This is a genomic window from Paenibacillus sp. FSL W7-1279 (assembly GCF_037969845.1).
Classification (GTDB): domain Bacteria; phylum Bacillota; class Bacilli; order Paenibacillales; family Paenibacillaceae; genus Paenibacillus_AQ.
Genome location: NZ_CP150215.1, coordinates 7471756 through 7494256 on the forward strand (window position 1 = coordinate 7471756; position 22501 = coordinate 7494256).

Consider the following 22501-nt stretch of genomic DNA (forward strand, 5'->3'; position numbering starts at 1 on the left):
TCCATCCATCATAATGAGGAGGAATTCCACAATGGGAGAACAGTCCGAATTTCGTGCGGGTGATAAAGCTCCAAACAACGGTATTTATATGGAAGTGGGTGTCAGAGACCACATCATGGGGATCGAAAACCCTCGTCAAATTAAAATGAGCAAAGGCGATACCTTTCCCGAAACCCAAAATGATGATCGTGTATGGTTAAACAAGCGCCGAGTGCAGCCTAAGTAATCAAATCGCCTGAATGGATCAACAGCCTAGAAGAGCTTTGCACATGTGCCTACAGCATCTTGTGTACAGGGAGATGTCAGAACATTGCTTGAAAACTGTCAGCTAATCCATGAAAACTAAACATTTAATGTTGGGATTTTCATCCAGTGAAATTCGCATGTATACAAACCGACCTTTATGCGCACATTATAATCAGGCGGTGCATGAGAGAGGTGTGGTTCCGTTGAACGTTGCAGCAGAACGACGCATGAGGTTTCTGATCGTCACACGGATTGCAAGCTGAGGAAATGAGCCGAATGCTTGACCGCTTGGACAAGTGAAGCTATTGACAAGGTTCGCAGAAGTGCTGATAAAATGATTCCAATTCACAAGCACCGCCTACCCAGAAAGAAGGGCCCAATCGGGCCCTTCTTTTTTCGTTCAAAGCTCGGGACCTTTGCTCATGCTTGTAGCAACGAAAAACACCCCCACAGATCGTCTGCATGAGGGTGTTTTATTCAAGGGCGCTTTACAGCTTAACGCCTAACTTATGTATCAAACATCGTTTATATCCATAACAGCGGAACTTTCAACGATTGGTGGCGGAAAGGGTGGGATTCGAACCCACGCACGCCTTGCGACGCCTAGCTGATTTCGAGTCAGCCCCCTTGGGCCTCTTGGGTACCTTTCCACAGCAGAATTGATTATATCATGGAAACGTTATCTGGTCAATAGCTTGTCGATCTCACTGTTCCTTGGATTTCAATGACCGCTTGGAACGCTTAGGAGAGGAGATATTACGGTGTATCTCCCGCCCCTTCCGTCTCCTGAGCCGAACGCAAAACCTTCTTCATATTCTTCTCAAACTTTACACGGGGAATCAACACGCTATGCTGACACTTGGTACATTTGATCCGAATATCCATCCCCATGCGAATAATCTCCATCTCATTATTTCCACAGGGATGAGGCTTCTTCATCTGAACGATATCCCCTAACTGAAATACCTTGCGCTCCATGGCTATCGCTCCCTTTTACTTCTCTATTACTTCTTCTATCTATTATATATCATTGGATAACCGGTTAGATCAAGCCTGAACGCGTTCTTGTCCCATATCCCGTGCTTCAATAGCCTGTTTGATATCCGTAAATATCTGGCGCTCCACATACTCTCTTGCATTGGGATTGCATTCCGCCACTATACGAACAACATATTCAGAAGTATTCAATGACTGGATTCCTAATACATCCGGTGTACGCTGGACCTCTGGGCGTCGGTCCATGATTCCCGTAAGAGCCGACTGAATTAGCGTAATCGTATCCTTCACCTGCTGGTCGTTCTTTACGGGCAAATCTACAATGGCTAATGAATTGGAAAGGGAGTAATTCGTGACGCTGGTAATCATTCCGTTCGGAATAATATAGGTCTCTCCATTCAATCCTTTAACTCGCGATGTGCGAAGTCCGATCATTTCAACAGTTCCCCGGTACTCACCACTCTTGATTACGTCGCCTACTGCAAACTGATCCTCGAATATAATGAAGAATCCGGTAATAACATCCTTCACTAAACTCTGTGCACCAAAACCTATGGCAAGGCCAAGTACCCCGGCACCGGCTAACAGTGGCCCTAACTCGAAGTTGAACTCTGAGAGAATGATCAAAATCATAACAAAGTTGCACACAACAGAGGTTACATTTTTTAGCAACTCCCCTACCGTGACAAACCGTCTTGAGTTCACTTGAATTCGGCTCTTCTCCTGCCTAAGGATAAACTGATCAATCATCTTATACACAACTCGTATCACGAGACGCGTCAGAATAAAAATGATAATGACCCGAATGCCGGATGACAGGATATTCATCCACATCTCTTCATTCGTTAACCATCTCCATATCTGATCCTTCAAACCCTCAGCCTCCTCAGCCAATGTCTCTAAATTCACATCCCCAGATAAGTAACTAAAGCCCCTCATCCCTGATGTCCTCCCCTTACTCTTCGATGTTGATATACTTCTCGTTGTTATCCAACGCAAAGATACCCCGGATCTCCACATGCTCCTGTCGGATGATCGCTTGAACATCATTTAACGCATCAGGCGGGAATTGAATCGATAATGCACAGCCAGCCGTAATCTCTTTTGGTGTAGGAAAAAGATCAATTTCGATATCCGCGTACTCCAGCAGCATTTCTGCACGCAGCGCCTGCTGGGTGGAATCAAATGCGATCAACATCGCGCCTTCCACTGCCCCGTCCCCCTCCATCATAGCTATCATTTTCTCTAATTTCTTCTCATCATCATTCCCAATGATTAAGAGTTTTATATAAACCTTTTCATAGATCAAGTATATTCATATACCTCATTCTGCCCAGGCACATTCCTTATCCTGAGAACATTCTTCTGTCCGAGTTGAATTTAAATCACATTTTAAGCGAATCCCAAAGTATAAAAACAGTCTTTCATCCATATACTGATACTACCAAATGCAGACGAAAGGAAGATTCTATGAACCGTCTATCTAAAATCACGTCTCGCCCGGAGGCTTCCAGCTTAAAAATACCACACACGGACCCTAATATCCATTCTGCTATTATACATCGCTTGCTCTTCCATCTATCTGACGCCCGTATTCAGCATCGTCCGCTTGTCATTGTCTGCATCGGTACCGACCGTTCTACCGGCGATTGTCTGGGACCCCTTGTCGGCACCTCGCTTGCACGCTACAACAGTCCCCTGTTTCATCTCTATGGCACGCTGGACGAGCCTGTCCACGCCATGAATCTGAAGGATACACTAACGGCGATATATGAAAAATTCGACAACCCTTTTGTGATCGGCATTGATGCGTGTCTGGGGCAATCATCAAGTGTAGGCTCTATTCAGATATCCGATGGCCCTCTAAAGCCCGGAGCTGGCGTACATAAAGAATTACCGCCGGTCGGCGATATCCACGTAACGGGCATCGTCAATGTCGGCGGCTTTATGGAATACTTCGTATTGCAGAACACTCGCTTAAGCTTGGTCATGCGGTTGTCCGATATTATTGCAACCTGCCTATTTGCAGGCATTAAAGAGTGGAACCGTTCTACCCTTCTTGCAGCGCAAGAGTGACGGCCTCTTTTTCTTCCGGAGACAATGGATATTTGGACTGCCCATCCTTCAGTGGTTTAGCGTACACATAGGAGCTCTCCCGGTTATGCAGACCGGTCAGCACGATCCCTTCCTCTTGTTCACTGAGAATAGCCAGGGAGAAGCTCATTTCGTTCCCCCGCTCGCCAAACGCATTGTATCGTACGATACCAACCTTGGACTTCATTCCTTTCAAACTGCCGCTGATCGTATCCAGCATTTTTTGATGATGGGCATGGCCCTCTTCAATCTCATCCATTTGGATTTTCAGTTGGACCAACAGCGATTCGATATCTTCTACCCCACTGCCTGCCATCATCGCATCATAACGACGCTTCATTTTACGCAGTTTTGTCCCTTGAACAATTAAAGTTATCCATAAGATCAAGATGATCATGACCATTCCGACGACAAACCAATGAAGCTGCTCCATGATCAATTCATTTAATTCAGACATGCTTTCTTCCTTCCTCTTCTCCATCTTGATCTATTTGATTATCTATGAATTTCCACAATCGCCTTTCGCATGAGCTCTACTTCGTCACGGCTAGTAGATATCCCCACACTCGCTCTGACTGCACCTGTCTGTTCCGTGCCTGATGCCATATGAGCAAGCGGTGTGCAATGAAAACCAGCACGCACGGCAATCCCATATTCCCGGTCCAGTCGAAAAGCTAACTCGGACGCGCTGTATCGCTCTGACACAAAAGCTACGATACCTGTCCTCGCTTGACCAAGTGCAGGACCTAATATTCGAAGGCCTCCTACCTCTTGCAGACCCTCAATCATATATTGGGTTAGCTCCCATTCGTGTTGGTAAATATGCTGCGGTGTCCATTCAAGCACCTTCTTCACACCCGCTTGCAGTCCCGCATGTCCAATCGTGTTAGGCGTCCCTGCCTCATATCGATCCGGACGTACCGTCGGCTGTTCAATAGCCTCTGATTGACTCCCTGTGCCTCCGTGCAGTAATGGTTCCAGATCAATATCAGGCGAGATATACAACCCGCCTGTTCCTTGCGGCCCCAGAAGCCCTTTATGCCCCGGAAAAGCCAACATGCCTACATGCATCGCCTCCACATGAAGATCCAGCATACCGGCACTCTGGGCAGCATCTACGAGCAGTACAGCCCCTTTTCTCTTCACCAGTTCACCGATTTCAACGAGAGGAATGATGGAACCAAGAAGGTTGGAGCTGTGACTACACACAACAAGCCTAGTATTAGAACGAAAAGCCCCCTCTATTAGTTGCAGGTCAAGCTGACCTTCCTCATCGACAGGAATATAGTCTACTTGTACCCCTCGGGTGCGTTTCAAATACTCTAACGGTCTGCGCACTGAATTATGTTCAATCATGGTCGCAATCACATGATCGCCCTCACGCAAATACCCTTTGATCGCTAAGTTCAACGCTTCAGTTGTATTCGATGTCAGCGCAATATCATTAGGATTCTTCACCCCAAACAAGTCTGCGAGCGTCCTCCTTGTTCCATAGAGCACACGGGAAGCTTTCACCGCCATCCGGTGACTCCCACGTCCCGGGTTTGCAGCCGCCTCTTCCATCGCCTTTCTCATCGCCTCAAATACTTCGGGCGGCTTTGGCCACGAAGTGGCTGCATGATCCAGATAAACGATCGGGTCCATGATATTTCACCTTCATCTTTGCCGTATTGGTGTCTCTTAACAGAATATATCCAAATATCTTCAAGTTCGGAGTATCAAGGCCGTGGCTTCATGTTTAGTTAAATAAAGACATATCTCATTCCCCTTACAGGAACGTCGACATGTCTTTGGTTTTTAATCGCACTCATTTGCTGTTCAACCATTTGTGACTCAACCCATTACGCATGATAGTTTCTTCTTCAACAGCACCACGGCTCTTTATTGAAGAAGTTCCAACAATCGCTCCAGGTCCTGTTTACTATAGTAATTAAGCTCAATCTTCCCTTTATCCTTATTGTGCTTAATTTTTACCGTAGTTTTAAAACGTTCTCTTAGATCCTCTTCCAGATGATCGATATAAGGATCTCTATTCTTAACCTTAGGCTTTGCTTTATCCGTTGGTTTGCGATCCAGATTCTTAACCGCTTCCTCTAATTCACGGACACTCCACTCTTGCTCCACACACTGTTTTGCCAACTGTTTAACAAGAATGGGATCCTTAATTCCAACGATCGCCCGGGCATGTCCCATAGATAATGTTCCACGTGAAACATTGTCCTTCACTTCTTCAGGTAGAGAAAGCAATCGCAAAAAGTTAGCGATGTGTGAACGAGACTTCCCCACCTTCAATGACAGCTCTTCTTGCGTTAAGGAAAATTGTTCCATCAAGCCTTGGTAAGCTACAGCAATCTCCATGGCGTTCAGGTTCTCCCGCTGCAGGTTCTCGATCAGCGCAATTTCCATGACTTGTTGATCGCTAAATGATCGAACCACTGCCGGTATCGTTGCTTTGCCGCAATATTGGGACGCCCGGAATCTGCGCTCCCCGGCAATAATCTCATACCCTTTCAGCACACTGCGGACGATAATCGGTTGGATAACTCCATGCTGGCGGATCGATTCCGCCAATTCCTGGATAGCCTCATCGTTAAATGTCTTGCGCGGCTGATACGGATTCGCTCGCAATTGACTAAGCGGAATTTCCACTACCTTGTCATCATCATGAATAGACAAAGATGGAATAAGCGCATCCAGCCCTTTTCCCAATCGTTTACTCATACGAGATCACTTCCTTTGCCAGCTCCAAGTATACTTCCGCTCCCTTAGATCGAGGATCATAAGTAATGATCGACTGTCCATGAGATGGTGCTTCACTCAAACGAATATTTCTAGGAATAATCGTTCTGTACACTTTTTCCTGAAAATACTTTTTCACTTCTTCAATCACCTGAATGCCCAAGTTCGTGCGCGCATCCAGCATCGTCAACAATACACCTTCAATCTTAAGCGATGTATTCAGATGTTTCTGAACAAGGCGAACCGTATTCAGCAGCTGACTCAGACCCTCGAGTGCGTAGTATTCACATTGAATCGGGATGATCACGGAATCGGCTGCGGTCAATGAATTAATCGTTAAAATGCCAAGCGATGGAGGACAATCAATCAAAATATAATCATACTGGGGTTTGACTAATTGAAGTGATTTCTTCAATCGTACTTCACGAGATATCGTAGGAACAAGCTCAATCTCAGCACCAGCCAATTGAATGGTTGCCGGAATGATGTCCAGGCCTTCGATGTTAGTCCCACAGATGGCGTCCTTCGGGTGTACTTCATTGATGATAATATCGTAAATGCAATTTGCAACATCGGCTTTATTAATGCCAACCCCACTCGTCGTGTTACCTTGGGGGTCAATATCCACCAAAAGCACCCGTTTGCCAAGCGAAGCCAATCCAGCTCCCAGATTGACGGAAGTCGTCGTTTTGCCGACACCGCCCTTTTGATTTGCTATGGCAATTATCTTTGACACTCATTTCACCTCAATGTAGGAAGACTCTTCTAAGTAGTCGCAATAGATGATATACAGCATAGGCTGTATATGTAATAAGCGAGCGATCCCGATGATCTCGGGATGCCCAGGATATAGCGGCGATGAAAATGAGTAATAATAAATTACATGTTTCTCATCTGCAACATCAAACCAAAACCTTTCGTTAAGCAACATAGACCGCTGCAGAGCATTATCTCTTGGTCAACAGAAAAAGCGGTACGATGCATACCGCTTCACACCATATCTTAACGTTTAGGTATTTTTATAACGATTTCATAGTGATCTTCATGATCATTCTCTGTTGTTTTAATAGCCATCCCAGAGCCTGAGACCATATCGATCGATTGGCGGATCGTGTTCAGAGCCAGGCGAACATCCTTGCTGTACGATATACGCTTCGCCTTCTTCATTGTTGTTACTTCTTTATAAAAGGCAATTCGTGCCTCTGTCTGCTTCACATTCAGTTCCTTGGTAATGATCTCGTCCAGCACTTTAAGCTGGGTTTCTTCATTATCCAATGAGAGCAGCGCACGCGCATGGCGTTCCGTCACCTTGCGTTCCATCAATGCCAACTTGACTGCTTCCGGCAGCTGCAGCAAACGAATCTTGTTTGCAATTGTGGACTGGCTTTTGCCTAGCCGCTGTGCCAAGCTCTCTTGTGTCAATTGATGAAGATCAATCAACTTCTGATAAGCCACTGCCTCTTCAATCGAAGTAAGGCCTTCACGCTGCAGATTCTCGATTAACGCAATGGAGGCAGCTTGTGAATCGTTGAACTCCCGAACAATGGCCGGAATCGTGTCCAGACCCAGCTTCTTAACCGCACGCCAGCGGCGTTCCCCTGCAATGATCTCATACATGCCATTTCGGACACGAACGACAATAGGTTGAATGACTCCATGGGTTTTAATTGTCTGAAGTAATTCATCAATCTTCTCGTCATCAAAAATCGTCCGTGGCTGGTATGGGCTGCTGACAACCTCGTTTACCGGGATTTGTTTCACTTCATCCCCTTGGTTCCGCTCTGCCGCTAAGCCAAACAATCTCGAAAATTGTTCTTTCATTCCGTATATTACCACCTAATTTCATGATAGCACGGATAAGCCTCCGAATATCCCGGAATCGGTTATACGATTGGATAACCACAACATGGAGTCATACACGGATAGTCCAACCATCCATTGGCGCTAGAATCCACTGTGGTGCCAGGCATTTCCCTGCAAAAACAGATTTCATGCTGATCGGAGAAAGACGCCTATGGTGATCATTGCCGTATTTCTCTGATCAAACCGCTGCATGAAGCGGTTGCTTCTTGAGAGATATAACAGGAGGTTTTATCATGATGCTTACGATCGATCGATATCTCACAAGTGGTATATATGTTTTTCTATTTCGCTTAAGGCCATGATCCCATGGGATGGCATGGTACCTTCCAAAAAACAGCAGCCACAACGATCAAAGTTGTTGACTGCACGAAGCAAGGATGGAAAAGTGACCAAACCAGGATTTATACTCTTTCATCCTATTAAAGAACGGGCAAACCGGCCCTTCTGTCCAAATGGATACTACGATTCTATTCTACCACTTTTTGTCCTATAACTCTATTCTCCAATATCACCTTTTTTCCTTCATTTCTCGTTTGCTTTATACATGATTTGTGCACAGTTCCAAAGTTTTGGCGTCGAAATCATGTTATTGAGCCACATCATCTACCCAGCAGCCTTTCTTGTGATTCTAGATTCAGAATAATTGTAGGATTTGCCAATAGATTAAATCTGTTGAACAACCATTATCATCAAAGTCTAAGTAGAACGAATCTATATTAGTAGTAGATTCACTCGATTGATGCACATCATGGTTCACTGCTCCCTGCAAGTTCCCCTGTCCAGTGCATGAATACGATGGATAGTTGCTGACAAACTTTTTTTGAGATTTCCATCTTCATTATTCAAATTAAATAACATAGTTGATGTTGAAATTAATTTGTCAAAGAGTTTAATGCTTCCATATAGATGCCTAGCTTATAACTCACAGCAAACTTTGAATGTTTCACGTGAAACATTCAAAGTTTATGAGATACATTCACAGTGTGGATGTCCATCCTTATTTAAAAGCTCAGCTTTAATCACCCTGCTCCCTTTAGAGGTAACCTCCGTTCCACTTGATAAAAAAACGTAAAAGTGAGCGTGCCATTGAGTCGTAAAAAACTTCTTATGAGATCCTTAAGGGCTTCCTCTCAGTCGGTTATCTGTGATGTATGTTTTCTTGTTTCACCTCTCTAATTATAATGACAACCGATAAGAGTAGGGCTTAATCAACGAAAATACAACAAATCAATTTCTATATACTTCATATGTAAATAAAACTAATATTAACGACCTCCCTTCCCTCTCAAGGCAAATCTACAAAGTCAATAAAAAAGAGAAGGACTCCATAGAGTCCTTCTCTCGAATGGTTTGCATGTCTTCTAGCAAAGGTTGCCTCTGCAAGGGAGACCCGCGTGATTGACAGTATCTAGATCGATGGCAAAATGCTTACACGATCGGCGTTTTACTGGCCGTACCCACCTTACGGGGGTACTTGGAAGGCGTGGCTCCCTTTTTATCGATCACCACGATATGCCGACCTGATTGCTCTACGGGTAAGGAGAATGAGTGAACCTTGTTCAAAGCCCCTCTCAGCTCTTTCAAGCTGCGAGCAGCCTCCTTCACCTCTTCCGTAGGGTCACTGCCCTTCATCGCTGCGAATCGCCCCCCTACCTTCGTAAAAGGTAGGCAGAACTCGTTCAACACAGCCATGCGAGCTACCGCTCTCGCTGTGACCAGATCGAACCCATCACGGTATCCCTGCTTGCGAGCAACCTCTTCCGCACGCCCGTGGATCAGTTCAACCCCCGTCAGGCCAATCGTATCCACGACATGCTTCAGAAAGTTAATCCGTTTGTTAAGTGAATCCACAATCGTCAGATGCACATGCGGGAAACATATTTTCAGAGGAATACCCGGGAAGCCAGCACCTGATCCGATATCCGCCAGATTGCCGATTTGGGTCATATCCACATAAAAGGCGAGCGTAATCGAGTCGTAAAAATGCTTCGTATAGACTTGCTCCCGTTCCGTAATTCCAGTTAAATTCATTCTCTCGTTCCACTCCACCAGTATTTCGTAATACATCTCGAACTGCTGGAGCTGTTTCTCATCAATCGTGATCCCGTGCTCTCCGAGCCGGTCAACAAAAGCCTTCTGAATGTCGTCCATTCCTTATCCTTTCGCTGCGGTTACCCGGTTATAATGCTCCAGGTAAACGAGAAGTATCGAAATATCCGCCGGTGTTACGCCGGCAATGCGCGATGCCTGGCCAATGGAGATCGGACGGATCTTGTTCAGCTTCTGCCGAGCTTCCATGGCCAGTCCGTTGATCTCGTCATAAACGATATCCTCCGGAATGCGTTTCTTCTCCATCTTCTGCAGCTTTTCCACATGTCCCAGCTGTTTCTCAATATAACCCGCATATTTGATTTGAATTTCGACTTGCTCTTTCATTTCCTCATCCAGCTCGTATGGAGACGGGGAGAGCGACTCAATCATCGCATACGTAATTTCCGGACGGCGCAGAATCGTCAGCATATTGCTTCCGTCCACGATTGGTGCTGATCCGGCTGCTTCCAGCATCGCATTTACGTCAACCGGCTTCACCTTCGTTTGGCGAAGACGCTCGATCTCCTGCTCAACGAGCTGCTTCTTCAGCACGAATTTGGCATAACGCTCTTCCGAGATCAGTCCGATATCATGGCCGATTTCGGTAAGACGCAGATCGGCATTATCATGGCGAAGCAGCAGACGGTATTCTGCACGGGAGGTGAGCAAACGATAAGGCTCATTTGTCCCTTTGGTCACCAGGTCATCAATCAGCACTCCAATATAACCCTGGGAGCGATCCAATATAACAGGCTCTTTGCCCTGCACTTTACGTGCCGCATTGATACCCGCCATAATGCCTTGACCTGCTGCCTCTTCATATCCCGAGGTTCCATTGATCTGTCCAGCCGTGAACAGACCCGGCAGTTTTTTCGTTTCCAGAGACGGCCACAGCTGCGTTGGCACCATCGCATCATACTCGATAGCATACCCGTTACGCATCATTTCTACCTTCTCCATTCCGGGAATGGAGCGAAGAACCGCAAGCTGAACATCCTCAGGCATGCTGGTGGATAGCCCTTGCACGTAGTATTCTTTCGTATTTTTACCTTCAGGCTCAAGGAAAATCTGATGCTTCGGCTTGTCGGCAAAACGAACGATTTTGTCTTCGATAGACGGGCAGTAACGTGGTCCAGTACCTTCAATAACACCAGAGAACATCGGTGCGCGGTGAAGGTTGTCATTGATAATCTGGTGCGTATCCACCGACGTATACGTCAACCAGCAAGGAAGCTGCTCATTGTCGGAGGATTTTGTTTCATAAGAGAAGAACTTAGGCTTCTCATCCCCAGGCTGAATTTCGGTCTTGGAGAAATCAATCGTATCCTTATGCACCCGCGGTGGTGTACCTGTCTTGAATCGAACAAGGTCGAAGCCAAGCTCGCGCAGGTTATGCGCAAGTTTTACGGACGGCTGTTGATTGTTCGGACCGCTCTCATACATCAATTCACCCATAATGACTTTACCGCGCAAATACGTACCGGTTGTCAGCACAACCGCTTTCGCACGATATTCCGTACCCGTCTGCGTCACGATCCCAACGCATACGCCATCTTCTACGATGAGCTGATCCACCATACCCTGACGAAGGGTAAGCTTCTCTTCCTTCTCCATCGTCTCTTTCATGGTATGCTGATAAGAAAACTTATCCGCTTGAGCACGCAGTGCGTGGACAGCCGGACCTTTACCTGTATTCAACATTCTCATTTGAATGAAGGTTTTATCGATATTGCGTCCCATTTCTCCGCCCAGTGCGTCGATTTCGCGAACGACATGGCCTTTTGCAGGTCCTCCAATGGACGGGTTACATGGCATAAAAGCAACCATATCCAGGTTAATTGTAACCATCAACGTTTCAGCACCCATTCGTGCAGATGCAAGTGCAGCCTCACAGCCGGCATGTCCTGCACCGACTACAATCACGTCATAAGTGCCACCCATATAACTCATAGCTCACCCTCCTGTTCTAATTGTGTTATATACGTAATCAAAGGGATTCCACCTCGGATTTCCCTGAAAATGTTGAGCTGTTCCTACTATATATAGTAAGGCTTGAAGCTTATTTACCCAAGCAAAACTGTGAAAAAATCTGATCAATGAGCGAATCGCCAACCGCTTCACCCAATATCTCACTTAACTGCTCCCAGGCCATTCTCACATCGATTTGGATCATATCGATCGGAATGAGCTGTTCAGCCGCATCATAAGCATCCTGCAGCGACTGCTTGGATTTCTTCAGCAAAGCAATATGTCGCACATTGCTCACATACGTCAGATCTCCGCCTTCAATCTGGCCGCTGAAGAACAAGTTGGATATGGCCTCTTCCAGACGGTCAATACCCTCTTGCGCCTTCACCGACATCGGAACAATCAATTCATCGGGATAGTATCGATGGAGAATGTCCAGATCGAGATTAGACGGTAAGTCCATTTTATTCATAATGATAATACATTGTCTACCGCGTATTTGTTCCATCAATTCCAATTCGTCCTGATGCAGCGGTTCATTGGCATTCAGCACGAGCAGAATGAGATCCGCTTCGTTAACCGCATGCTTGGATCGTTCAACGCCGATCTGCTCGACCACATCCATCGTTTCTCGGATACCCGCGGTATCAAGCAGCTTCAACGGAATGTTGTTAATGGTGACAAATTCCTCAATCACATCGCGAGTCGTACCGGGTATATCCGTGACAATCGCGCGATTATCCTGGGCCAGCGTGTTCAGAAGCGAAGATTTGCCCACATTGGGGCGACCGATAATAGCTGTCGTAATCCCTTCACGCAGGATTTTCCCTTCTTGCGCGGTCTTCAGCAGCTTATCAATTTCACCCATGACAAGCTGGCTTTTCTCTTTAATGAACTCTGAAGTAAGCGACTCCACATCATGCTCAGGGTAATCGATATTCACTTCGATATGGGCCAGCGTTTCGACCAGGGTATGCCGCAGCTCGTTGATCTTACGGGATAACGTTCCTTCGACCTGCTTGAGCGCAACGGAGAAGGCGCGATCGGATTTCGAACGAATCAGGTCCATAACGGCTTCCGCCTGGGACAGATCGATCCGGCCGTTTAAGAAAGCCCGCTTCGTAAATTCACCGGGTTCCGCCAAACGGATGTTTAATTGAAGCAACAGATCCATGACGCGTTTTACGGAGATGACCCCGCCATGCGCGCTGATCTCGACGACATCCTCGGTCGTGAATGATCGTGGAGCACGCATCACAGTTACAAGGACCTCTTCGAGGTTTTCTCCCGTTTTTGGATCCACAATATGACCGTAATGAACGGTATGGGAATCCACTTGTGTTAACTTGTTTTTACTTTTGAATATACGCTCCACTTCCGGAACGGAGTCCGGACCGCTGACGCGAATAATCGCAATGCCGCCTTCACCGACAGCTGTTGAAATAGCTGCGATCGTATCACTAAACATCGCTTCCTTCACCTCTTTCTTTGTAAAAAACATCGGAATTACAGCCATACCATGTACAATCCGGCTTCTTCATCTATCAACTTGAAAGGAAAACCTCCAACGGGATCTTCCTCTATAGGTCTCTTTAAAAAACAATGACTCCCTCTTGAAGCTTAAGGAGTCATTGTTTATATATACTCTTCAACTCATTTAGGACGACTTGGGTGTAATGACAACCCGCCGGTTCGGCTCTTCGCCCTTGCTGTACGTCTTCACGGCTCCATGCGACTGGAGTTTAGCGTGAATCACCTTCCGTTCAGCAGCAGGCATAGGCTCAAGCACAATCTCTTTACGGGTCTTCAGTACCCGTCCCGCTAACCGATCCGCCAGATCCTCCAGCGTCTTCTTGCGACGGTCTCGGAAGTTCTCCGCATCCAGTACGATGCGAAGATAGCTGTTGGAATAACGGTTAGCTACGATATTTGCCAGATACTGAAGGGCATCCAGAGTCTGACCTCTACGCCCGATCATCAATCCGAGTCCGGCGCCAGAAATTTGAAGCGTGGTAAAGTCTTTCCCCTTCTCAATCTCAACCGAAATATCTAGCCCCATGGCTTGTCCGGTATCCATAAGAAAGGTGATGGCTTCCTGATAAGGATCCTTGCCTTCAAACGAAGCTGTGGCAGGGTTCTCTATATCACTGCTGACAGCAGGAGGTTCCTGCGTCATAACAGAGGTATTGGAGACCTGAACCACTTTGGCCGGAACGGCTTGCGCGTTTGTAGGAGGTACTTCCTTCACAGATGAATCGCCGCCGGCACCGTCAGGCAGGAGCGTTAGTTCGACTTTCGCTTCCTTGACCCCAAACAGGCCCAGGAATCCTCTTGATGGCTGACTCAATACTTGAACCGATACACGGTCTTGACTTACACCCCATCGGGCCAGCCCTTGTGCGACAGCATCTTCAATGGTTTTTCCTGTTGCGACGATTTTAGTCATCTCGACTTCTTGGCTCCCTTCGAACCTTTTTTCCCGCCTTTGCTGCCACTCTTTTTCCCGCCCTTGTTACCGCTCTTACTCTTCTGACCGTCGGTTGCGCTGGCAACACTTGCCACGACAGCAGCCTTGTCATTGTTGCGGTACAAGAAGTAATTCTGCACGATGGTGTAGAGGTTACTGTAGAACCAGTACAACGGAAGTGCTGAAGGGAACTGGAAGGACATTACAAAGATCAGAATCGGATAAACGAACAGCATGAACTGCATCATCCCCATTTGTGGAGACGGGTTCATCTTCATCATCATTTTCGTTTGGAAATAAGTCGTTGCAGCGGCAAGCACCGGCAAAATAAACAGCTTGTCCGGTTGACCTAATTGCAGCCACAGGAATTCGTGATCACGAAGGAGATTGTTATAGTAAATCGAATGATAGAGTGCGATAAATATCGGCATTTGTACGATCAGCGGCAAACATCCCGCCATCGGATTAACCTTATTCTCCTGGAAGAGCTTCATCGTTTCCATTTGAACTTTTTCAGGTTGATCTTTATATTTCTCGCGAATTTTCTGAATTTCAGGCTGAATGGCCTGCATTGCCTTCGAGCTTCTGACCTGTTTCAGAGTCAGCGGTAAAATCAAGGTACGGACGATAAGCACCATCACGAGTACGGACAATCCGTATTCACCGTTAAACCATGTAGCAAACGTATCAAGTGCCCATGTAAAGTAATAAACAACGTTGCTCTGCCAAAAGCCTCCATTTTTCAAGTCTTCAATGGTACGCGTTTGGTCAGCTCCAGGCGCACAACCTGATATAACGGCCACTGCAAGTATTACAGCGGTGAGGAGGAACCATTTTCCTCGTCTTGTCTTCATGAACGACACTTCAAAACCCCTCTCTTCGCCATTCCATTCCACGGTAAATCATAACATATTTATATGGACAAATAAACACATGGTTCAGCCCCTCTTCGCTTTCAGAAGGGACGATTTCCTCAATACATGAAGCACGCTTTTCTCCAGCTCCTGATAAGACTTATCGAGGGCTCCCTTTCGAACGATAAAAATCAGGTCGATATGCTCGATAATCTGATGCTGATGGTGCCTGACAATCTCTTTAACCAGCCGTCTCATCCGGTTGCGGACAACCGCATTGCCGATCTTTTTGCTGCATGAAACGCCAACGCGAAACTGCTCTACCTCTTTTTTGCGTGACCAGTATACAACAAATTGATGATTGGCGAAGGACTTTCCGTGTCGATATACCCGGCTGAAATCAGCGCGGTTCCGTAAACGAAGTTTTCTATGCACAAGTTTCTCCCGCCCTGCCGTTAATCAAGTTCAATAATCTTAAGCCTCTTTGGCATCTCTTCTATTATAATAGTATAGTCATGCCAAAACCGCGATAAACACTCCAATTGGAATACTTTAAGCCTACTTTAGCTTATATTCTGCCGGTTTCATAAGGAAACTCCTCACACTGCAGGAGATATTACGAAAAAAAGACCACCTCGGTGGTCTTCGTGGCACAATATTACGCGCTCAGTACTTTTCTGCCTTTTTGACGGCGGTTAGCCAATACTTTGCGTCCGTTCTTCGTGCTCATTCTTTTACGGAAGCCATGTACCTTTTTACGTTTGCTTACATTCGGTTTGAAAGTCGGTCTCATGAATTAATGCACCCCCTTACAGGAATATGTCTTACCCATATTTTAAGATCATAACGTCAATCGACGCACTTTCACGGAAGAATAGACCGCGATTTGTTGAACCGACGTCTATGGACGTATCTCTTGTAAACAGACCGCTAAATGGTAGCGGATAATGTTCTCATCTTCACAGAAAATGCCTTTATACATTTAATCACGTTCAGGCCCAAAAGTCAAACCTTACTTGACCTCGGCAAGCACTTAAGTTTTCCACAAGTAGTCATTATTACTAGTTTTGAATTATCCACATGGGGATAACCTATTTTAAAACATTGTGGATGTCATTTTTCGATCCATATAAGTCCTTTCATCGCTCGCATGCCCCCTTATTTACACAAGAGGTATAAAGGAGTAGTATAAATAATTGAATTTAAGTTGTATACAAGTATACACCTAAGAAGGAGCTGCATTGTTTTATGAAAATAGGCATGATCGGTCTGGGGAAAATGGGCCTCAATCTGGTTCAGAATCTGATTCATCATCAGCATCAGGTCGTAGCTTACGACTTAAATACGGAATTGGTCGATCAAGCTGCCCAATGTGGTGCCGAAGCCGCAGCATCAACTGAATTGCTCGTTGCGAAACTGGATAAACCCCGCATCGTATGGATGATGGTGCCTGCCGGAAATATTGTGGATTCCGTCATTGATTCTCTCACTCCGCTCCTCGAGTCCGGTGATATTCTGATTGACGGCGGCAACTCGCATTATAAAGATTCCAAATCCCGTGCAGCACGTCTAGCAGACCAAGGCATACATTATTTTGATGCCGGCACTTCCGGAGGCATGGAAGGCGCACATCATGGTGGCTGCTTTATGATTGGGGGCAATCGCGACATATTCACCAGCATTGAGCCCCTGTTTAAGGATATGGCTGTCGAGAACGGTTACTTGTATGCCGGTGAAAGCGGCAGCGGCCATTTTCTGAAGATGGTCCATAACGGAATCGAATACGGTATGATGCAATCCATTGCGGAAGGCTTTGAAGTATTGGAAAAAAGCGCATTCGACTTCAACTATGAGGATGTCGCCCGGGTATGGTCCAATGGATCCGTCATTCGCAGCTGGCTCATGGAGCTGACGCAAAACGCATTTTCCAAGGATCCGAAGCTGGATGGCATCAAAGGCGTGATGAAATCGTCCGGCGAAGGAAAGTGGACCGTAGAAACGGCGCTTGAGGTACAAGCCAGCGCACCGGTTATCGCCATGTCGCTGTTTATGCGCTATCGTTCCCTTGACCAAGATACGTTCCACGGCAAAGTCGTTGCAGCGCTGCGTAATGAATTCGGCGGCCATGCAGTTGAGAAGTCGGAATAACGTTGATTCTCTTCTATAACCTGCTGCTTCTTAAGGGCATCATGTCATAGCCTCATCATGGTCCCTTCTCCTTTCGATGTGGTATCATTACCACTAGAGAAAATTAGAATCAGTACGGATTGGAGAATTATGCTATGAAATTTCCCTCAACATGGCTTCAGGGGGCCTCTCTAGGAGAGGCCATCGCCAGTGAACTGAGATTGCAGATTATTAGCGGCATCATCAAGCGCGGAGAAATCCTGTCGGAGAATCGGATTGCAGGTGAATTCGGCACCAGCCGATCTCCTGTGCGGGAAGCAATGAAAACGCTGTCCAGCGAAGGATTGATCCAATTGGAGCGCATGGGCGCCGTTGTCATGGGCTTATCGCTTAAAGAAGTAGAGGAATTATACGATGTTCGTTTCCTTATCGAGAGCTTTGTTCAAGGCCAGGTGTTTGCGAATCCCCAGCCGGAATTAATCCAGCATTTAAAACAAATCGTCGATCGGATGGAGCTTGCAGCCAAACATCAGGACCCGGTTGAATTCTCCTATCAGGATTTGGCTTTTCATGAACGGATCATTACGGAAGCGAACCATAAACGGATTCTTCATCTGTGGAAGAGCATTCGCCCTATCGTAATCACAGTCATGTTAATTACGACCCGTCAGGTGTTTGGTGGCGGAGGCACCAAGATTCGGTATGTCATGGACAAGCACCTTCAGCTAATTGCAGAGATGGAATCCCTGGATCCGGCACGGATCCAAACGGCGGTTCAGCATTACTTCGATGATTCCCGTCAGACGCTTCATCTTAGTTTTCCGGAGGGTTAGCCTTAATCCTCCCTTCCTCCGTCTTACGAAACACTGTGCACGCTCTAAGTTGTCGACAAGTATACAATAGAATTCGCCTATGTTTTGGGTATACTACCGCAGAACAGCTCGATATTAACCATTTCCCAATTCAAAATGGGTAATCTATAGGAGGAAGCAAGATATGAATTCACTATTCGGTCTCAGTCATAATGCTACCTTAATGATCTGGACACTGCTGACGATCGTCTTCCTGATCGTGCTGATTTCCAAATATAAATGGAATCCTTTCGTAACTTTATTGATCTCCGCACTGATCCTTGGTCTATTGACGGGCATGCAGCCTGCGGATGTGATTACTTCGATAACCGGCGGTCTTGGCGGAACGCTTGGAACGATTGCAATCGTTATCGCCCTAGGGACCATGCTTGGAAAAATGATGGCCGAATCCGGCGGCGCTGAACAAATCGCCACCACCCTCGTGGACCGCTTCGGCGAGAAGCGCGTACACTGGGCCATGATGATTGTCGGCTTTATTGTCGGCATTCCCGTATTTTTCGAGGTTGGGGTCATCCTGTTGATTCCCATTGTCTTCACAGTTGCACGCAAAACGAAAATGTCCCTGCTGCACATCGGCATTCCGATTTTGGCCGGATTGTCCACCGTTCACGGTTTGGTACCACCGCATCCTGCTCCAATGATTGCTATTGAAGCATATGATGCCGACCTTGGCATGACGATTCTCTACTCGTTCCTGGTCGGGATCCCGGCAGCGATTCTGGCTGGCCCGGTGTTCGGCAAATTCATCGGCAAACGGATCCGTACTGAACCACCCGAGGAGCTTGCTGAGCAGTTTTCAAGCAAAGCGGAGCGCGGTTTGCCCGGCTTTGGTATCACGTTGTTTACCATTTTGCTGCCGGTCATTCTGATGCTTATCGGTTCCGCAGCTGATATTATCGATCCGGAATCTACCAGCTTCATTTCCGTGTTCTGCAAATTTATCGGCCATGAAATCATTGCGCTGCTCATTGCTGCGGTCTTCTCCTTCTTCTCGCTTGGATTCGCCCGCGGCTTTAACAAACACGATCTGTCCCGTTTCACCAGCGAATGTCTCGCTCCAATTGCTACGATCATTCTGATCATCGGCGCAGGCGGCGCTTTCAAGCAGGTTCTGATCAACAGCGGCGTCGGCAATGCCATCGCCGAAATTGCAACCGGTGCAAATATCAACGTGATCCTGTTTGCATGGCTTGTCGCGGCACTCATTCGGATCGCAACAGGTTCTGCAACCGTAGCCATGACAACCGCCGCAGGAATCGTTGCTCCTGTGCTCGCGATGACCCCCGGGGCCAACGTTGAGCTAGTGGTGCTCGCTACCGGAGCAGGCTCCATCGTACTGTCCCACGTGAACGATGCCGGCTTCTGGATGGTAAAAGAATTCTTTAACATGACGGTAGCCCAGACGCTGAAGTCCTGGACCGTGATGGAGACGATCCTGTCCCTGACCGGACTCGTGTTGGCTCTCGTTCTCAATGTAATTGTATAATGTAGCAATAAGACACATGGGGGCTCCTTGGAATGCTGATATGTTAAGCAGCGAACCGGGTGCCCTTACGTAGAAAGAAGGTATGTCTCATGAGTACTCAGAACTATATGATCGGTGTCGATATCGGAACAACCAGCACCAAGGCCGTCCTTTTCAAAGAGAATGGTGAGGTTGTAGCCAAAGCCGGCGGTGAATATCCGCTGCTCACCCCTACTCCGTCTACGGCGGAGCAAGATCCGGAGCAAATTTTTCAGACCGTCATTTCCTCTGTTCAAGGGATCATGACACAGAGCGGGATAGATCCTGCTCAAGTTCTATTCGTTTCTTTCAGCGCGGCCATGCACAGCGTCATCGCCGTAGATAGCCAAGGCACTCCGTTGACTCGCTGCATTACATGGGCAGACAACCGCAGTGCAGCCTGGTCCGCGAAGCTCAAAAAGGAACTCGGCGGCATGGAGCTGTACCTTAGAACCGGAACTCCGATCCATCCGATGTCACCTGTGACCAAGCTGATGTGGATGCGCCATGAGCTGCCCTCCCTCTTTAACCAAGCAGCCAAATTCATTTCGATTAAAGAATATGTTTATTTCAAACTATTCGGCCAATATATTGTAGACCACTCCATTGCCTCCAGTACCGGGATGATGAACCTCGAGGAACTGGCATGGGATCAGCAGGCGCTGGAGCTCGCTGGCATCACGGAGGACCATTTATCTACGATAGTACCAACTACGCATATCATGGAAGGCCTGAAAAGCGAGTATGCCGCAGCCATGGGGCTCTCCACTTCCACACCCTTCGTGCTTGGAGCTGCCGACGGTGTCCTGTCGAATCTCGGCGTGAATGCCATCAAGCCGGGAGTCGTTGCCGCTACCATTGGTACGAGCGGTGCGATCCGTACGGTTGTCGACAAGCCGATGACTGATCCGAAAGGTCGTATTTTCTGCTACGCATTGACGGAGAAGCACTGGGTAATCGGCGGCGCGGTTAACAACGGCGGCATGATTTTCCGCTGGGTTCGCGATGAATTTGCCGCCTCCGAGGTCGAAACCGCCAAGCGGCTCGGCATCAATTCTTATGATGTACTAACCAAAATCGCGGACCGTATTCCGCCAGGCTCGAACGGACTGCTATTCCACCCGTACCTAACCGGAGAACGCGCACCGTTATGGGATCCGAATGCCCGTGGATCGTTCTTTGGCTTAACCCTGAATCATAAAAAAGAGCATATGATCCGCTCCGTGCTGGAGGGCGTGATCTTTAATATGTATACCGTTCTGCTGGCGATGGAGGAACAAATCGGCCGACCGGCCAAAATTCACGCCACCGGCGGTTTCGCCCGTTCACCGATCTGGCGGCAGATGATGGCGGATATTTTTGACCAGCAGGTGATCGTGCCGGAGAGCTACGAGAGCTCTTGTCTTGGCGCCGTAGTCCTCGGTCTGTACGCTACAGGAAGAGCGGATTCACTCGACATTGTAGAGACGATGGTCGGCGGTACGCATGAACACCAGCCTGTGAAGGAAAGTTCTGATGTTTATAAGGCTCTGCTGCCGATCTTTATCCGCATTTCGCGGAAGCTGGAAGAAGATTATGAAGCCATTACCGAGTTTCAGCGCCGATTCGAGCAGTCGTAAAATTACTATAGAAGGAAAACCTCGATTCGACGAATATTCTTAGAAGAAGACAGACCTCGTGAAGATATTGTTATTCTTGCGATATCAGCTAGGTCATGCTTCAAGGTTGATACTTTCTAAAATCTATTAAAAAAGCCCGTTTTCGATGGAGCCGATCCATGGCGAAAACGGGCTTTTTTTGTCATAATTCCTGAGAAAAAATATCCACAGTGAGAATCCATACCGAAAATTCCCGCTGCCTTACACATAAAAAAGTAGAAATCGCTGGGCTCCGGATTATCAATCATCAGGTTCGAGGGAGACATATGAAACATAAAGCGTTGAAAAGCCTCATAACGGAAACCGCACCAGGCATAGATCAGCATCACGAGCGCCAATACGAAGAAACCTATTTTAGTCCCTCCATATGAAACACTTTCTTCGAATAATAGCCCTGGGCCCACACGATAATAAGAACCAATGTGGCGGTCAGAGCGAGTAGTACCCCTATTCTTCTCCAATTCATCGACTTCCCTTCCGTCCGCATCCGTGGCCCCCCCGTTCCGAAAAAAAGTCCTCAATTGGGAATCTATCGATTCCAATTGAAGACTATCCACAGCCATTTTTCACCTTTGGTTGATTTATTGGCTGCTAGAACATTCAACCATAAGTTATGAACAGATGGTGGGAGAAGAAAATTCTGCTTGCGAATCGGACAACCTGTGAATAATTTTTTGCGCTTTGAGGCCAATGATGTCGAAGGCTAAACAAATTATAAACAATATATAGTGGTGTGAATAAAAATTATGCACAACGTATTGAATTTGTGGATAAATTAGCGACATACATTGAAAACAAGGCCTTCTTTTGCTATGATGATATTACTTTTGGTTGTGAATATGTGAATGAAGCTATAATATTATCAACAGGCTGTGGATAAAGTTGTGAACAATTTCAATTTATCCATATTTTTTTGTTTCCACAGGAGTTAGTTCTGGGGATAATTAGACATCATTCATTTTCTTTCGACAATTCCACACATGGCTCTAGCCACATTTGGAAGATTTAAAGGAGTGACAGTT

The 22501-nt window shown here is 46.8% G+C and carries 22 protein-coding genes and 1 tRNA gene; 6 read left to right on the forward strand and 17 right to left on the reverse strand.

Annotated features, from left to right (window positions below; translation table 11 throughout):
* Nucleotides 1-31 precede the first annotated feature (31 nt).
* Nucleotides 32-226, forward strand: a complete 195-nt coding sequence (locus MKY82_RS33810; protein ID WP_071219336.1) for a YjzC family protein — start codon at nucleotides 32-34, stop codon at nucleotides 224-226.
* 579 nt (nucleotides 227-805) lie between these two features.
* Here MKY82_RS33810 and MKY82_RS33815 read toward each other — a convergent pair.
* The 4 genes from MKY82_RS33815 to MKY82_RS33830 form a co-directional block, all read right to left on the reverse strand.
* Nucleotides 806-896, reverse strand: a tRNA-Ser gene (locus tag MKY82_RS33815).
* 106 nt (nucleotides 897-1002) lie between these two features.
* Entirely contained in the window at nucleotides 1003-1224 is a 222-nt protein-coding gene (locus tag MKY82_RS33820; RefSeq protein WP_071219319.1) for a DUF951 domain-containing protein, read from the reverse strand.
* A 69-nt stretch (nucleotides 1225-1293) separates the two neighbouring features.
* Nucleotides 1294-2181 (reverse strand): mechanosensitive ion channel domain-containing protein, encoded by an 888-nt coding sequence (locus tag MKY82_RS33825; protein WP_220687050.1) that lies wholly within the window; start codon nucleotides 2179-2181, stop codon nucleotides 1294-1296.
* 16 nt (nucleotides 2182-2197) lie between these two features.
* Nucleotides 2198-2452, reverse strand: coding sequence for a DUF3343 domain-containing protein (locus MKY82_RS33830; protein ID WP_194545000.1), 255 nt, complete (start codon nucleotides 2450-2452; stop codon nucleotides 2198-2200).
* A 260-nt stretch (nucleotides 2453-2712) separates the two neighbouring features.
* Here MKY82_RS33830 and yyaC point away from each other — a divergent pair, with 260 nt between their 5' ends.
* The gene (gene yyaC, locus MKY82_RS33835; protein ID WP_194540271.1) at nucleotides 2713-3318 is read left to right on the forward strand and encodes a spore protease YyaC; all 606 of its coding nucleotides are present in this window, start codon (nucleotides 2713-2715) and stop codon (nucleotides 3316-3318) included.
* On the opposite strand, the gene MKY82_RS33840 is transcribed toward yyaC, so the two are convergent.
* From MKY82_RS33840 to rpmH, 12 genes are all read right to left on the reverse strand, one after another.
* Nucleotides 3293-3793 (reverse strand): DUF4446 family protein, encoded by a 501-nt coding sequence (locus MKY82_RS33840; protein WP_194540272.1) that lies wholly within the window; start codon nucleotides 3791-3793, stop codon nucleotides 3293-3295. The two genes, yyaC and MKY82_RS33840, sit on opposite strands and share 26 nt — an antisense overlap.
* A 38-nt stretch (nucleotides 3794-3831) precedes the next feature.
* Entirely contained in the window at nucleotides 3832-4980 is a 1149-nt protein-coding gene (locus tag MKY82_RS33845; protein WP_339295219.1) for an aminotransferase class V-fold PLP-dependent enzyme, read from the reverse strand.
* 237 nt (nucleotides 4981-5217) lie between these two features.
* Nucleotides 5218-6057 (reverse strand): ParB/RepB/Spo0J family partition protein, encoded by an 840-nt coding sequence (locus MKY82_RS33850; RefSeq protein ID WP_113058531.1) that lies wholly within the window; start codon nucleotides 6055-6057, stop codon nucleotides 5218-5220.
* Nucleotides 6050-6811, reverse strand: coding sequence for an AAA family ATPase (locus MKY82_RS33855; RefSeq protein ID WP_071219313.1), 762 nt, complete (start codon nucleotides 6809-6811; stop codon nucleotides 6050-6052). Before MKY82_RS33855 ends, MKY82_RS33850 begins: the two co-directional genes overlap by 8 nt.
* A 266-nt stretch (nucleotides 6812-7077) precedes the next feature.
* Entirely contained in the window at nucleotides 7078-7896 is an 819-nt protein-coding gene (noc, locus tag MKY82_RS33860) for a nucleoid occlusion protein (protein WP_194540273.1), read from the reverse strand.
* 1470 nt (nucleotides 7897-9366) lie between these two features.
* Nucleotides 9367-10089 (reverse strand): 16S rRNA (guanine(527)-N(7))-methyltransferase RsmG, encoded by a 723-nt coding sequence (gene rsmG, locus MKY82_RS33865; RefSeq protein WP_339220785.1) that lies wholly within the window; start codon nucleotides 10087-10089, stop codon nucleotides 9367-9369.
* Nucleotides 10090-10092: 3 nt separating this feature from the next.
* Nucleotides 10093-11979: a tRNA uridine-5-carboxymethylaminomethyl(34) synthesis enzyme MnmG gene (mnmG, locus tag MKY82_RS33870; RefSeq protein ID WP_339220787.1), complete on the reverse strand. Its 1887-nt coding sequence runs from the start codon at nucleotides 11977-11979 to the stop codon at nucleotides 10093-10095.
* Nucleotides 11980-12088: 109 nt separating this feature from the next.
* Nucleotides 12089-13465 (reverse strand): tRNA uridine-5-carboxymethylaminomethyl(34) synthesis GTPase MnmE, encoded by a 1377-nt coding sequence (gene mnmE / locus MKY82_RS33875; protein WP_220687551.1) that lies wholly within the window; start codon nucleotides 13463-13465, stop codon nucleotides 12089-12091.
* A gap of 189 nt (nucleotides 13466-13654) precedes the next feature.
* A complete protein-coding gene (gene jag, locus MKY82_RS33880; protein ID WP_339295220.1) occupies nucleotides 13655-14443 on the reverse strand; it encodes an RNA-binding cell elongation regulator Jag/EloR in 789 nt (262 codons plus the stop codon).
* On the reverse strand, nucleotides 14440-15327 hold the full coding sequence (locus MKY82_RS33885; RefSeq protein WP_071219308.1) for a YidC/Oxa1 family membrane protein insertase: 888 nt from the start codon (nucleotides 15325-15327) through the stop codon (nucleotides 14440-14442). Before MKY82_RS33885 ends, jag begins: the two co-directional genes overlap by 4 nt.
* A gap of 75 nt (nucleotides 15328-15402) precedes the next feature.
* On the reverse strand, nucleotides 15403-15753 hold the full coding sequence (gene rnpA, locus MKY82_RS33890; protein WP_009591465.1) for a ribonuclease P protein component: 351 nt from the start codon (nucleotides 15751-15753) through the stop codon (nucleotides 15403-15405).
* Between the two features lie 223 nt (nucleotides 15754-15976).
* Entirely contained in the window at nucleotides 15977-16111 is a 135-nt protein-coding gene (rpmH, locus tag MKY82_RS33895; protein WP_006207379.1) for a 50S ribosomal protein L34, read from the reverse strand.
* 455 nt (nucleotides 16112-16566) lie between these two features.
* Here rpmH and gnd point away from each other — a divergent pair, with 455 nt between their 5' ends.
* The 4 genes from gnd to gntK all read left to right on the forward strand — a co-directional run bounded on the left by gnd (nucleotide 16567) and on the right by gntK (nucleotide 21440).
* Nucleotides 16567-17466 carry a phosphogluconate dehydrogenase (NAD(+)-dependent, decarboxylating) gene (gene gnd / locus MKY82_RS33900; RefSeq protein WP_194540277.1) on the forward strand — a complete coding sequence of 300 codons (900 nt, stop codon included), beginning with the start codon at nucleotides 16567-16569 and terminating at the stop codon, nucleotides 17464-17466.
* Nucleotides 17467-17600: 134 nt separating this feature from the next.
* Entirely contained in the window at nucleotides 17601-18278 is a 678-nt protein-coding gene (locus tag MKY82_RS33905) for a GntR family transcriptional regulator (RefSeq protein WP_194540278.1), read from the forward strand.
* Nucleotides 18279-18441: 163 nt separating this feature from the next.
* Nucleotides 18442-19803, forward strand: coding sequence for a GntP family permease (locus MKY82_RS33910; protein WP_071219305.1), 1362 nt, complete (start codon nucleotides 18442-18444; stop codon nucleotides 19801-19803).
* An 89-nt stretch (nucleotides 19804-19892) separates the two neighbouring features.
* Entirely contained in the window at nucleotides 19893-21440 is a 1548-nt protein-coding gene (gene gntK, locus MKY82_RS33915; protein WP_194540279.1) for a gluconokinase, read from the forward strand.
* Nucleotides 21441-21556: 116 nt separating this feature from the next.
* Here gntK and MKY82_RS33920 read toward each other — a convergent pair whose 3' ends face one another.
* Nucleotides 21557-21940 carry a hypothetical protein gene (locus tag MKY82_RS33920; protein ID WP_339295221.1) on the reverse strand — a complete coding sequence of 128 codons (384 nt, stop codon included), beginning with the start codon at nucleotides 21938-21940 and terminating at the stop codon, nucleotides 21557-21559.
* Nucleotides 21941-22501 lie beyond the last annotated feature (561 nt).